The sequence below is a fragment of the Marinobacter antarcticus genome (assembly GCF_900142385.1).
GTDB classification, from domain to species: Bacteria; Pseudomonadota; Gammaproteobacteria; order Pseudomonadales; family Oleiphilaceae; genus Marinobacter; species Marinobacter antarcticus.
Map to the genome: position 1 here is coordinate 125,434 of NZ_FRAQ01000001.1, position 13,308 is coordinate 138,741.

Annotated in this window: 15 protein-coding genes; 4 read left to right on the plus strand and 11 right to left on the minus strand. The window is 55.3% G+C overall.

From position 1 onward, the window contains the following. Both ubiD and rho read right to left on the minus strand, forming a co-directional pair. Positions 1 to 1,488 carry a 4-hydroxy-3-polyprenylbenzoate decarboxylase gene (gene ubiD / locus BUA49_RS00600; RefSeq protein WP_072794873.1) on the minus strand — a complete coding sequence of 496 codons (1,488 nt, stop codon included), beginning with the start codon at positions 1,486 to 1,488 and terminating at the stop codon, positions 1 to 3. 267 nt (positions 1,489 to 1,755) lie between these two features. After that, complete coding sequence (rho, locus tag BUA49_RS00605) at positions 1,756 to 3,018, minus strand: transcription termination factor Rho (protein WP_072794874.1); 1,263 nt, start codon at positions 3,016 to 3,018, stop codon at positions 1,756 to 1,758. Positions 3,019 to 3,383: 365 nt separating this feature from the next. Between rho and moaB the strand changes: the two genes are divergently transcribed. The 4 genes from moaB to BUA49_RS00625 are packed head-to-tail and all read left to right on the plus strand — an operon-like array spanning position 3,384 to position 5,904. Beyond that, positions 3,384 to 3,956: a molybdenum cofactor biosynthesis protein B gene (gene moaB, locus BUA49_RS00610; protein ID WP_072794875.1), complete on the plus strand. Its 573-nt coding sequence runs from the start codon at positions 3,384 to 3,386 to the stop codon at positions 3,954 to 3,956. A gap of 23 nt (positions 3,957 to 3,979) precedes the next feature. Beyond that, positions 3,980 to 5,191: a molybdopterin molybdotransferase MoeA gene (locus tag BUA49_RS00615; RefSeq protein WP_072794876.1), complete on the plus strand. Its 1,212-nt coding sequence runs from the start codon at positions 3,980 to 3,982 to the stop codon at positions 5,189 to 5,191. 1 nt (position 5,192) lies between these two features. After that, positions 5,193 to 5,453 (plus strand): molybdopterin converting factor subunit 1, encoded by a 261-nt coding sequence (gene moaD / locus BUA49_RS00620; protein ID WP_072794877.1) that lies wholly within the window; start codon positions 5,193 to 5,195, stop codon positions 5,451 to 5,453. A gap of 1 nt (position 5,454) precedes the next feature. Then, complete coding sequence (locus BUA49_RS00625; protein ID WP_072794878.1) at positions 5,455 to 5,904, plus strand: molybdenum cofactor biosynthesis protein MoaE; 450 nt, start codon at positions 5,455 to 5,457, stop codon at positions 5,902 to 5,904. Between the two features lie 13 nt (positions 5,905 to 5,917). Here the strand turns inward: BUA49_RS00625 and BUA49_RS00630 are convergent, their stop codons facing one another. The 9 genes from BUA49_RS00630 to BUA49_RS00665 all read right to left on the minus strand — a co-directional run bounded on the left by BUA49_RS00630 (position 5,918) and on the right by BUA49_RS00665 (position 13,242). Beyond that, positions 5,918 to 6,157: a sulfurtransferase TusA family protein gene (locus BUA49_RS00630; protein ID WP_072794879.1), complete on the minus strand. Its 240-nt coding sequence runs from the start codon at positions 6,155 to 6,157 to the stop codon at positions 5,918 to 5,920. Beyond that, positions 6,150 to 6,278 carry a hypothetical protein gene (locus tag BUA49_RS18125; RefSeq protein ID WP_267283713.1) on the minus strand — a complete coding sequence of 43 codons (129 nt, stop codon included), beginning with the start codon at positions 6,276 to 6,278 and terminating at the stop codon, positions 6,150 to 6,152. Before BUA49_RS18125 ends, BUA49_RS00630 begins: the two co-directional genes overlap by 8 nt. Continuing rightward, on the minus strand, positions 6,275 to 7,447 hold the full coding sequence (locus tag BUA49_RS00635) for a formate dehydrogenase subunit gamma (RefSeq protein WP_072794880.1): 1,173 nt from the start codon (positions 7,445 to 7,447) through the stop codon (positions 6,275 to 6,277). The genes BUA49_RS18125 and BUA49_RS00635 overlap by 4 nt, the downstream gene beginning before the upstream one ends. Positions 7,448 to 7,532: 85 nt before the next feature. Next, positions 7,533 to 8,141, minus strand: coding sequence for a formate dehydrogenase FDH3 subunit beta (gene fdh3B / locus BUA49_RS00640; RefSeq protein ID WP_072794881.1), 609 nt, complete (start codon positions 8,139 to 8,141; stop codon positions 7,533 to 7,535). Positions 8,142 to 8,156: 15 nt separating this feature from the next. After that, a complete protein-coding gene (locus tag BUA49_RS00645; RefSeq protein ID WP_072794882.1) occupies positions 8,157 to 11,042 on the minus strand; it encodes a molybdopterin-dependent oxidoreductase in 2,886 nt (961 codons plus the stop codon). Between the two features lie 87 nt (positions 11,043 to 11,129). Then, positions 11,130 to 11,321 (minus strand): twin-arginine translocation signal domain-containing protein, encoded by a 192-nt coding sequence (locus BUA49_RS00650; RefSeq protein ID WP_072794883.1) that lies wholly within the window; start codon positions 11,319 to 11,321, stop codon positions 11,130 to 11,132. A 41-nt stretch (positions 11,322 to 11,362) separates the two neighbouring features. Next, entirely contained in the window at positions 11,363 to 11,974 is a 612-nt protein-coding gene (locus BUA49_RS00655) for a TorD/DmsD family molecular chaperone (RefSeq protein ID WP_072794884.1), read from the minus strand. Positions 11,975 to 12,064: 90 nt separating this feature from the next. Further along, the gene (locus tag BUA49_RS00660) at positions 12,065 to 12,664 is read right to left on the minus strand and encodes a DUF3306 domain-containing protein (protein WP_072794885.1); all 600 of its coding nucleotides are present in this window, start codon (positions 12,662 to 12,664) and stop codon (positions 12,065 to 12,067) included. Then, positions 12,664 to 13,242, minus strand: a complete 579-nt coding sequence (locus BUA49_RS00665; RefSeq protein WP_072794886.1) for a DUF3305 domain-containing protein — start codon at positions 13,240 to 13,242, stop codon at positions 12,664 to 12,666. The genes BUA49_RS00660 and BUA49_RS00665 overlap by 1 nt, the downstream gene beginning before the upstream one ends. Positions 13,243 to 13,308 lie beyond the last annotated feature (66 nt).

The window sequence follows — 13,308 nt, forward strand, 5'->3', positions numbered from 1 at the left end:
TCAGTCAGGGCGGGCAGGCGGAGTTTCAATCCCCAGGCTATCCCAGAGTTCGTCTACCCGCTGTTTTACCGCGCTGGTCATGGCAATGGGCTCGCCCCATTCCCGGTCTGTCTCACCCGGCCACTTATTGGTGGCGTCCATTCCCATCTTGGAACCCAGGCCAGACACAGGCGAGGCAAAATCCAGATAATCAATGGGCGTGTTCTCTACCAACATGGTGTCGCGGGCGGGATCCATCCGGGTCGTAATGGCCCATATCACATCTTCCCAGTTGCGGGCATTCACGTCGTCATCAGTCACGATCACGAACTTCGTGTACATGAACTGGCGCAAAAAAGACCATACGCCCATCATCACCCGCTTGGCATGGCCCGGGTACTGCTTTTTCATAGTCACCACGGCAAGGCGATATGAACAGCCTTCCGGCGGCAGGTAAAAATCCACAATTTCGGGGAACTGCTTCTGCAATATGGGAATGAAGACTTCGTTCAGCGCCACACCCAGAATGGCCGGCTCATCGGGCGGCCTGCCGGTGTAAGTGCTGTGATAAATCGGATTTTTGCGGTGGGTGATCCGCTCAACGGTAAACACCGGAAACTCGCCCACTTCATTGTAGTAACCGGTGTGATCCCCGAACGGGCCTTCGGGCGCGTTATCGTCGGGGTAAATAAAGCCTTCCAGAACAATCTCGGCGCTGGCAGGCACCTGCAAATCACTGAGGCCACACTGCACCAGTTCGGTACGACTACCCCGGAGCAAGCCTGCAAACGCGTATTCGGACAGCGAATCGGGCACCGGCGTTACGGCGCCAAGAATCGTGGCGGGGTCTGCGCCAAGAGCTACTGCTACCGGATAGGGCTTGCCCGGATTAGCTTTCTGAAACTCCTGAAAATCCAGCGCACCGCCGCGATGACTTAACCAGCGCATGATCAGCCGGTTGCGACCAATCACCTGCTGCCGATAAATGCCAAGGTTCTGCCGTTCTTTATGGGGCCCACGAGTAATCACCAACGGCCAAGTAACAAGCGGCCCTGCATCTCCTGGCCAGCAGTGCTGTACCGGAATCTGGTACAAATCAACCATATCTTTTTCGATGACCACTTCCTGGCAGGGAGCAGACCTGAGTACTTTCGGGCTCATACGCATTACTTGCCGGAGCAGCGGCAGTTTTTCGATAGCGTCTTTGAAGCCCTTTGGGGGATCCGGTTCTTTGAGATATGCCAGCAGTTTGCCAACGTCCCTAAGCGCGGTCACATCTTCCTGCCCCATGCCCAGGGCCACTCTTCTGGTTGTACCAAAGAGGTTGGCGAGCACCGGCATGTCGTAGCCTTTGGGGTTTTCGAACAACAACGCAGGCCCACCTGCCCGCAGCGTGCGGTCGCAGATTTCGGTCATTTCCAGATGGGGGTCTACTTCAACTGAGATACGTTTCAGCTCGCCCAGTTTCTCCAACTGGTCAATAAAGTCCCGCAGGTCGTTGTATTTCATCACTTGCTCCGTTCTCGGTTGGCCATTAATTACGGAGTTCATCGGCTTCTGGACTTCTGGCCCGGTACGCAGAACGCAATGAGGGCCTGCTTCCCCAGACACGCCGTAAACCCATCCCTGGGGGCTTGGTCTTGCCTTCCATGGCAAGACTCAGTCTGGAAAATCAGGCCCTCACCGCGTTCATCTGATCACCAGTCAACTACAAGTCAGAACAGATCTGAGCTCAATCTAACCGGGGAAACGCGCGCGTACTTAGTATGACCAGCCTTAACGGCGCTTCATTGACTGGAAGAACTCGTCGTTGGTCTTGGTGTCTTTCAGCTTGTCCAGCAAGAACTCGATGGCGGCGGTATCGTCGTCCATGGAGTGCAGCAGCTTGCGCAGAATCCATACACGCTGGATATCCGCTTCGCTCATCAGCAGATCTTCACGGCGCGTGCCGGAACTGCGAATATTGATAGCGGGGTAAACACGTTTCTCTGCAATCTTGCGATCCAGGTGAATTTCCATGTTACCCGTGCCCTTGAACTCCTCGTAGATCACTTCGTCCATTTTGGAACCCGTGTTCACCAGAGCCGTCGCAAGAATCGTCAGGCTACCGCCTTCCTCTACATTACGGGCTGCACCGAAGAACCGCTTGGGCTTTTCCAGAGCGTGGGCGTCCACACCACCGGTCAACACCTTGCCAGAGGAAGGAATCACCGTGTTGTAGGCGCGGGCCAGACGCGTGATGGAATCCAGCAGGATGATCACGTCTTTTTTGTGCTCAACCAGGCGCTTGGCTTTCTCGATCACCATTTCCGCTACCTGAACGTGACGTGCAGGTGGCTCATCAAAGGTTGAAGCAATCACTTCGCCGCGCACCGTGCGCTGCATTTCAGTAACTTCTTCCGGGCGCTCGTCAATCAGAAGAACCATGACATGGCATTCAGGATGGTTGCGCGTGATCGACTGGGCAATGCTCTGCATCAGCAGGGTTTTACCGGCCTTGGGTGGCGACACAATCAGGCCACGCTGACCTTTACCAATCGGGGCCACAAGATCCAGTACCCGGGATGAAAGATCCTCGGTGCTGCCGTTACCCGCTTCCAGCTGCATGCGCTCATCGGGAAACAGCGGCGTCAGGTTTTCAAACAGGATTTTGTTGCGGGCGTTATCCGGTTTGTCGAAGTTAATTTCGCTAACTTTCAACAGGGCAAAATAACGCTCACCGTCTTTCGGCGGGCGGATCTTGCCAGCAACGGTATCGCCGGTGCGCAGGTTGAAGCGACGGATCTGGCTCGGAGAGACGTAAATGTCGTCTGGTCCCGCCAGGTAGGAAGCGTCGGCAGACCGGAGGAAGCCGAAGCCGTCCTGCAGAATCTCCAGTACGCCATCGCCGTAAATGTCTTCGCCGCTTTTTGCATGCTTCTTCAGTATGGTGAAGATAACATCCTGTTTACGCGAGCGTGCCAAGTTGTCGAGACCCATCTCTTGCGCAATGTTGAGCAATTCGGGCATGGAGTTCTGCTTGAGTTCAGTAAGATTCATAGGTTATTAGATTTTCAGGAATGGAATTAAACGGAAGTTGGAATGACAGGGGTGCCCCTGAACAGATTATTTAATTAATTGTCAGAACAGATGCTGGCAGATGGAGCAACCGGTGTAGATGAAATCCGGAGCAAAGTACTAAAGCCAGTAGAGTGGGTACAACCGTTCGTAGGGCAAGAGCGATAATCTGCTACCTTGACCGCCAATGTCAAGTGCAGGGGGCAAATAAACGTCAATCTTGCCGCCCGAAAGCCCATCAGCAAGACCCGGCGCCTCCCCCTGATGGGTTACTCCCTTCCATTAACCGCCACTGAAAGGGATACTGGTAGACAAAATTTCCCCTGTGATTTTCGGAGCACCTTTCCATGAGCACTGAACCCACGAACGACCTCAAGCCTCTCAATATCGCGATTCTTACGGTCTCTGATACCCGCGGCCTTGATGAAGATTCCTCCGGCCAGTTTCTTGAAGATAGTGTGGTGGAGGCCGGTCATCAGCTTATCTCGCGGCGCATCCTGCCGGACGACGTTTATCTGGTTCGCGCAGCGATGTCGTCATGGATCGCGGATCAGGATGTTCATGTGATCATCATTACCGGTGGTACCGGTTTCAGCGAGCGCGACAGCACACCGGAAGCAGTTGCACCCCTTCTGGACAAGAACATTGAAGGTTTTGGCGAAGAGTTCAGGCGCCTCTCCGCTTTGGAAATTGGCAGTTCTACCATACAGTCCAGAGCCTTTGGCGGCCTTGCCAACCATACGGCAATTTTCTGTCTACCTGGCTCCACAGGAGCATGCCGCACAGGCTGGAATGGCATTCTGAACGCACAACTGGACAGTCGCCACGGCCCCTGTAATTTCTCAGCTCTGGTTGGCCGCAAGCCGGAGCGCGCGGTCGAGCGCCTGCAACAGGTTATTGGAAAACGCGCCACACGTTAATTCTGAACACGGAGACAACCACCATGACAGCCAATCTGACGCCGGTCGGAGAAGCCATTGCTCATATACTGGGCAAGGCTCCGGTGATTACGGCAACCGAACTCCTGCCGCTAACCGAAAGCTTCGGCCGAATATTGGCACAGGATTATCAGACGCCCGCGGATGTACCTCCGGCTGACAACAGTGCGGTGGATGGCTATGCCCTGCGCGCCCTGGATTACGCGCCTGGCCAGGCGCTGCCGGTATCTGACCGGATCCCCGCAGGCTCGGCCCCTAGCCCGCTGAAACCCGGGACCGCTGCCCGTATTTTTACCGGTTCAGAAGTTCCGGCAGGGGCAGATACTGTCATTATGCAGGAGCGGGTTGAGGTTACCGACGACGGCATTCTGATCAATGCCGATGTAAAAGCGGACCAGAATATCCGCCGGCGCGGCCAGGATCTTTCGGAAGGCAGTTTAGCCATGGGAAAAGGTACAAAAATCCGTGCCCAGGAAATGGGACTTCTGGCTTCAATAGGTGTGGCTGAAGTTGCTGTGGTGAAAAAACTGCGAGTTGCGATTTTGTCGACCGGCGACGAGCTGGTCGACCCGGGCACTCCGCTGGGGCCGGGCCAGATTTATAACACCAACCGTTTCACCCTGCTTGGCCTGGCGTCCGATGTGGGTTGTGAGGTCGTGCTTTGTGAGACTTTGCGGGACACTCGGGATGTGACCCGGGAAACACTCGAGCGCGCCGCGTCACAGGCCGACCTTATCATCACCAGCGGGGGTGTTTCCGTGGGTGAGGAAGATCATGTGCGGGCGGTGTTGGAAGAATCCGGCGAGCTATCGCTCTGGCGCTTGGCGATCAAACCCGGCAAGCCCTTGGCGTTCGGTTCAATCAAAGGCACGCCGGTACTGGGCCTGCCCGGCAACCCGGCTACAGTGCTGGTCACGTTTCTGATCGTAGGCATGCCTTACATACGCTCCTGCCAGGGCCGCTTGAGGATTCACCCTGTGGGCCAGCAGATACCAGCCGCCTTTAACGTCACCTCGCCCTCTGTACGCAGGGAGTTTGTCCGTGCACGCATTGAATCTGTTGACGGAAAGACGCAAGTCAATGCATACCCGAACCAGAGCTCCGGTGTGCTGAGTTCTGCCTGCTGGGCCGATGGCCTGGCGGTGGTTCCGGAAAACACATTGGTTGCTGAAGGTGATTTGCTAACTTACTACCCCTTTACCGAGTTATTAAGTTGATATGACCGACCAGACCATTACCGTTCGTTTTTTTGCCCGTCTCCGGGAGGAGTTGGATACTGAGCAACTCACGCTGCCGGCAGACAGGAATCAGACAGCCGGCGACATTCTTGCAGCGCTGGCGAGCCGCGGCGGCCCCTGGGCTCAACTGCAAGGCAGTCAGCCGGTGATGATTGCGATCAATCAGGCTATGGCAAAGCCTGGCACGCCGGTGAAGGCTGGCGACGAAGTGGCTTTTTTCCCGCCAGTAACAGGGGGCTAACATGATCAGTATCCAGACTGAGGATTTTGATTCAGGTGCTGAGTATACAGCGCTGCGGAACAGCGGTGCCGGCACGGGTGCCATTGCTACGTTTACGGGCCTGGTGCGCGATAGCGGCGATACGCAGGATGTATCGGGATTGTTTCTTGAGCATTATCCCGGGATGACGGAGCAGGTGATTGCGGGGCTTATCAAGGATGCTTCACAACGTTGGGATGTGCGTAAGGCGCGGGTGATTCATCGGGTTGGCAAGCTGCTGCTGCAGGAGCAAATTGTTTTTGTGGGTATCTGCAGTGCCCATCGGGGTGATGCATTTGCGGCTTGCGAGTTCATTATGGACGCTTTAAAGACGTCTGCGCCGTTCTGGAAAAAGGAGCTTTCTGAAAGTGGGGAGCACTGGGTGGAGCAGAAGGCATCTGATGTTGCTCGGGGGCAGGCTTGGGATAAGTAGCCCCGAACGCCAATTATGCCAGACAGATACAATAACGGAGAACGCCCGCATCCTCTTCCCGGACCCATTCAATTCTGTGACCGGTTATCTCGCAAAGCGCCTGTAAATCCCGACGACCGGTGGGATCATCGGCCAGGAATTCGACCTGTGTCCCGCTGGGCAAACCCTGAGTGCGCTTTTTGAAACGCAAAATGGGGAGGGGACACACCAAACCGATAGCATCGATTTGGTGTACTTCTGATTGGTCAGTCAAGACGCACGCTCATTTCGCTGCTTCCTTGCTCGGCTGATGACCATCCGAACTGACCCAGAACTACCGGGGCTGCGAAGGCAATCACCAGAGAAGCGACAAATGCAGAAATCATAACCTTCACGTCAACTCTCCTTTACCTTGCTTGGCCTCGACCTCGGCCACCCACAGATCGTGGTGCTGGCGCGCCCATTCCACATCGACCTGACCGTTACCCATCGCATCGAACGCACCTTCCATGCCAACGGTGCCAATATAGATGTGGGCGATAATAGCCAACATCATTACGAAAGCTATGATCGAGTGCCAGATGTTGGCGTACTGCATTTCTTCATGCGGTGTCAGAGCCGTCGCGAAATCTGTTCCCAGGACACTGTTCATGACGCTAAAGGTCTCGGCAAACATGGGCATTTCAAAGGGAAACAGCAGCGACAGGCCAGACAGAGAGAGTGAGAAGCCCAGCACCATAACGGTCCAGAAAACGATCTTCTGGCCGGCGTTGAATTTTTTTGCTGAAGGATGGGATTTGGTAAAAATACCGCCGCCTGCCTTGAGCCATTGCCAATCCAGCTTGTCAGGAATGTTGTGCGCCACCCACATAAAAAACGTCATCACCAGACCGAGCATAAAGGACCAGGAAATGTTGTTGTGAACCCACTTGGAGCCGGCTGCCAGAGTCGCAAAGGCGTCGGGCCCCATCACGGGGATCAGGAAACTCCGCCCCATCAGGGTAATGAGCCCGGTTATACCCAAAGCGATAAACGAGCCAGCCAACAGCCAGTGACCAAACCGTTCGATGGCCTTGAATCGCTGAATCGTGGTGCCTGCAGGGCCGCCATCGATCATGATTTTGCCGCGAATCAGGTAAAACACCACCAGCAGGGCGATGAAACCCAGAAGCGCGCCACCACCATAGGTGATGATCGGTCCTTCGCGCAGCTTGTACCAGCTTATACCTCCATCCTGGATCAGAACGTCAGCAGCAGACCCCCGGATCTGTGTATTGGCATCAAATTCGTTATAGCGGATTGAGCGGTAGGTGTCTGCGTCAGAAACCCCGCCTCGTGTGCCCAACTGATCGGTGTTCGGCGCCGCATTGGCTGGATTACCGAGATTTTCCGACCGGAAAGTCTCGTCAACTTTCAACTTCTGCTGACGAGCCATGATGTCTTCCAGGGTTTGAGCGCCCCCGGTCGCTGTCCGATCAACCGCTGGGGCCTCTTCCGCCCAGACAGAGTTGAATGACAGTGTCGCCAGTACAAAGACGGCGGCACCCAGTAGTTTTAAATTCATGAGAGCACTCCAACGGAATCAACAAGAAGAATTCGTCGCCTCAATATATTCCGGGGCCTGAAGGCCCCGGAATACTCAGGCAAACTTATGCACCCTTCTTCTCGTAAGCTGTGCCCCACCCCCAAGCGCCCGAACCGAAACCACGGCTCACTACGCGTTGGCGATAGATGTCAGCCACCTCGTTGCCATCACCGGCCAACAGGGCTTTGGTCGAACACATTTCTGCACAGATCGGCAACTTGCCCTCGGCAATACGGTTGCGCCCATATTTAGAGAACTCAGCCGTGGAGTTGTCTTCTTCAGGACCACCTGCACAGAATGTACATTTGTCCATCTTGCCACGGCTACCAAAGTTGCCCGCCTGGGGAAACTGAGGGGCGCCGAAGGGGCAAGCGTAGAAACAATACCCACAACCAATGCATAGATCCTTGGAATGCAATACGATTCCGTCTTCTGTCTGGTAGAAGCAATCCACGGGACAAACGGCCATACAAGGCGCATCTGAACAGTGCATGCAAGCTACCGAGATCGAGCGCTCGCCAGGCTTACCATCTTCGATGGTCACCACGCGTCGACGGTTGATACCCCAGGGAACTTCATGCTCATTCTTACAGGCCGTTACGCAAGCATTACATTCGATGCAGCGTTCGGCGTCGCAAAGGAATTTTGCTCTTGCTTGTCCTTCAAGTGCCATGGTCTACACCTCTTGTTATGCTGGCATGATCGAACACAGGGTGGCTTTGGTCTCTTGCATCTGCGTGACCGAGTCATACCCGTATGTTTGAACAACGTTTGTGGATTCACCCAGGACATAGGGGTCGGAGCCCTTGGGATACTTGTCTCTCAGAGACTTGCCCTCCAGATGCCCGCCGAAGTGGAACGGCATAAAGGCTACTCCCTCGCCAACACGTTCAGTCACCATGGCCTTAACTTTGATGCGTCCGCCTTCAGGGCCAGAAACCCAAACATCTTTTCCGTCACGAATGTTCAGGTTATTCGCATCACGCGTGTTCACCTCGATGAACATGTCCTGCTGCAGCTCCGCCAACCAGGGGTTTGAGCGCGTCTCGTCACCACCACCCTCATACTCAACCAAGCGGCCTGAGGTCAGAATGATGGGGAAATCCTTGCTGAAGTCGTTCTTTTGAATGGACTCGTACAGAGTCGGGACGCGCCAGAACGTCTTGTCGGCATAGGTCGGGTAATCTTTGACCAGGTCGCGACGCGTTGTGTACAGCGGCTCGCGATGAAGCGGCACTGGATCCGGGAAGTTCCAGACCACAGTTCGCGCTTTGGCGTTACCAAAGGGTGCACATTCGTGTTTGATCGCAACACGCTGTATACCGCCGGACAGATCGGTCTTCCAGTTGGTCTCGGGGCCGGCAATAGCGTCAATTGTGGCACGCTCCTCGGCGGTAAGATCCCCGTCCCAGCCCAGATCCATCAGCATCTGCATGGTGAACTCAGGGTACCCGTCCTTGATCTCCGAGTTTTTCGAGTAAACGCCTTCTGCCAACAGGTTTTCACCGTTGCGCTCGACACCAAACCGGGCACGGAAGGTGAGACCGCCCTGGGACACCGGCAACGACATATCGTACAGATTCGGTGTTCCCGGGTGGTTCATTTCTGCAGTACCCCAGCTTGGCCAGGGCAGGCCGTAGATATCCCCATCGCAAGGCCCACCATTTGCCCGAAGGGTGGTCTTGTCGAAGTGGTGCTGGTATTGCATGTGTTTCTTGATGCGTTCAGGGGATTGACCGGTATAGCCGATGGTCCACATACCACGGTTAAATTCGCGGGTTATGTCCTCAATCAATGGCTCGTCGCCTTCAATGGCTATGTTGCGGAACATGCGATCGGTGAAACCGAACTTGTCCGCAAACAGCTTTATGATTTCATGGTCAACCTTGGAGTCGAACAGCGGCTCGACAACCTTTTCACGCCACTGGAGCGAACGGTTTGAAGCCGTTACCGAACCGTAGGTTTCGAACTGTGTGGTCGTTGGCAGCAGATAAGCGCCGTCTTTGCGATCATGCAGCACGGCTGAAACGGTGGGGAAGGGATCCACTACGACCAGCAAGTCGAGCTTTTCCATGGCTTCCTTCATTTCCAGCATTCGGGTCTGTGAGTTGGGCGCGTGGCCCCATAGCACCATGGCCCGGGTGTTGTCGGGCTGCTCGAGGTTCTCCTTGGCTTCCAGGACACCATCAATCCAGCGAGACACGGGAATGCCTTTCTCGTTCATCATCGCTCTGGACTTGCCGTTCTTATCCCACACGGCAAATTGACCTTTCAGCCAATCCAGGTCTTCCTCCCAGACACGTGCCCAGTGAGCCCAGGATCCAGCAGCCAGGCCATAGTAGCCAGGCAGAGTATCGGCCAGCACACCCAGGTCAGTGGCACCCTGAACGTTGTCGTGTCCGCGGAAGATGTTGGTGCCGCCACCGGAAACGCCCATGTTGCCCAGCGCCAACTGGAGTATGCAGTAGGCGCGCGTGTTGTTGTTACCGTTGGTGTGCTGAGTACCGCCCATGCACCAGATGACAGTGCCCGGGCGGTTATTAGCCAGGGTGCGGGCGACGCGCTCAAGCTGAGCGCCTGGCGCACCGGTCACGCGCTCAACCTCTGCCGGGTCCCAGCGCTTAACCTCTTCACGGATGTCGTCCATTCCCCACACCCGGGTGCGGATAAACTCCTTGTCTTCCCATTTGTTTTCGAAGATATGCCAGAGAATACCCCAGACCAGTGCAACGTCTGAGCCCGGCCGGAAACGCACGAACTCATCAGCATGCGCTGCGGTGCGCGTGAAACGCGGATCACAAACGATGAGCGGCGCGTTGTTTTCTTCCTTGGCTTTCAGGATGTGTAGCAGCGACACTGGGTGCGCTTCGGCGGGGTTGCCCCCGATCAGGAAGATCGCTTTGGAGTTGTGGATGTCATTGTACGAGTTGGTCATCGCACCGTAGCCCCATGTGTTGGCTACGCCCGCCACGGTTGTCGAGTGACAAATCCGGGCCTGGTGATCGACGTTGTTGGTGCCCCAGTAGGCGGCGAACTTACGGAACAGGTAGGCCTGCTCGTTATTGAACTTCGCGCTGCCCAGCCAGTAGACCGAATCCGGGCCGCTTTCCTCGCGGATCTGCAACATCTTGTCGCCGATTTCGTTTATCGCCTGATCCCAGGGGATCTTCTGCCACTGGCCGTTGACCATTTTCATGGGGGACTTGAGACGACGCTCGCCGTGGGCATGCTCGCGCACCGAAGCGCCTTTGGCGCAGTGGGCACCCATATTGAAGGGACTATCCCATCCGGGTTCCTGGCCGGTCCACACGCCGTTTTGCACTTCAGCTTCGACGGTGCAGCCTACCGAACAGTGCGTACACACGGATTTTTTACGCACAACTTCGCCACCTGTCGTCGATGGGGTCGCGGCTTCAACTCGCCCAGACGTCAGCGACAAAGCCGCCATCCCACCCACTGCAACACCGGAGGCCGTTAAAAACTGGCGACGATCCAAAGTCTTGGCAGCGAGAGATGAAAGTAAAGATCCAGCACGGGAGCCTTTCGCTACCCCGTTGGTTTTCTTCCTTAACATGTCAGATACCTCTGCTTTTTTATTCTCATTTTTCTGGAGGTGTGGTCATCCAAGGGCATCACGCAACCTTGAATAATTCACACTTCCTCAAAAGCGAGCCGATTCGAAATATTTACGTGTGTGTTCAGTATCACGTAGCCCGCGGCTTTTAGGGGCGTCGTTCTTGACGACCTCGGCTGCAGCGTTCGGTGCAACCGCCATTGCAACGGCAGCCGGAGCTGCAGCTGCTGCCATTTGCAAAAAATGGCGACGGCTGTTTTCACGCTTTGGTTTGTCCATAGGACATCTCCACCTGAGTTAAGGGATCTTGTCGATCCCGGTTACTGAATTGCAAAGGCATCAGCTTCTATGGTCATGAAAGCCCGCCCCAGCGAGCCCACAGGAGCGTAGAAGATGGCGCTTTGCGCTTCTTCCAAATCGGTAAAAAACAGTGCCGCCCACTTTGCCAGGTGCGCGTCAAAAAAGGCTTTTTGCGAAGGCAGATCACAGTCGCATGGGAACTCGCCGGCTACGATGCCCGCCATGATTTCACACAGTGTGCCTATGTGATCTTCGGGCTCTTTTACGTCGCTACGGGCTTTGATGCCCCGCGCCATCAGATCGGTACGCAGATCTGCAAGGGGCTTTTCGTTCAAAAATCCGGTGAGGTAATAGCTGGCGTAGGGCAGTAGCTCACCACGCCCGAGTCCAACGAAAAGGTTGTTGTACTCCCATTCGGCATCATAAGGTGAAGTGCGTTCGGCGAGAGCGGCCAGATTTTTCGAGGCCGAGCCCAGAGGGGTGCCATCGCTCTGCAAGGATGCCAGACCTTTTAGCAGCTCTCTCGAAGGAGGGTTGCCCAGCAAGACACCCAACAATTGGTAGATTTGGGCTCGCGCGCGATCTTCATCGCTGATCGAGCGGGGGCACTGAACTTCAGCAGTATTGACCAAGTCTCAGTCCTTAGTTTTATTGTTTGAATTTTGCACTACTAATCTTTATAGCGCCGATTGAACTCTGGCGCAACTTTGACCCGAGCATGGCTATTCAAATCGCATTCGGGGGCGATAGCGCGGTTCAGATTCCGCCTCAGTTTCGCCAACCACAGGTAAGACGCTGCGTCCACCGGGCAGTGGCTCAACAGCAATCTCGGGCTCCAGTTTCTCTGTGACCCCTTCAGGCTCAGTCGGTTCCAGGCCTTCGGCTTGTGTTTCGATCCGGTTTTCGAGTTGCTCATCAATCTTTTTGGTTTTATCAATCAGACCCTGGCCCACCTTGTATAGGGTCTTTGCGCCTTTTACCGTGGTGCCGGCGTCAGTGAAATCTTCGTCGTAGTCATTAAGGCCATCCAGGACCGCCAGCACGGGGTTGGATTTCCACAACGCTCGGAGGGCCTTACGGCGTAAGAGGTCAGGAATCTCTTTTCGCATAAACCCGGTTATGTCGGTGCCCAGCTCGATGCTGTCCGGGTCGGGCAAACCATACTTCTCCAGAACCTCGTGTTCCGGCAAGGTTTCATTGACGGCGAGTTCCTGCACTTCTGGGGACGGCTCGGCCTCAACGGCCGGAGGAGTGGGGAGTTCGTCCTTCCTGGCAGCTTTGGATTTTTTGCGCGACCAACGCTGTAGACGTGATTCGGCCATTACTGAAGTCTCGGCTTTTTGATGTTGGCGGGAGCGCGATAGACGTCGCTCTCCTGACGGATACGCGGATCGCCTTTAGCATCTTCGATACCATCAACACGGATCTCGTCACGACGGCGTTTCTTGAAAGGCTCTTCGATATAGTGCATGTCGATAAACTCTTTGATCCATGCCGCCAGGGACTCGGGAATCGGAACCGCTTCAACAAGGCTCTCGCCACTATCCAGAGCATCCAACGCCTCATGGGCACTGGCGGTAACGGTGCTGACAACCCACCCTGATGGAGACTGACTCGTTACATCTTTGTCCATTATGATCCAGACGGAGGGAACGGCCATATTAAGGGATACCAGGTAACCCTCAACGTCGGCGCGAAATAATTCCATTGTCGCGGTGCCAGCGTGGTAATCGACCACCTCGCCCTCGTGAACCAGCTCTTTCCAGAACGCGTCCGGTGCCCCCGGTATAACAGCTACTGGCTTCCAGATATCCCGAGCCCAACGGGTTACGCCTGGCGACCGGCGAACGACTGCACCGACCTGTAGTTCACGCTTCCAGTCATCTGTGCGACTACTCATGGCATTTCTCTTTTTGTTATAGCTTAAATTTAGCAGGGCCCAGACAATTATCCAATTGTCCAAAAG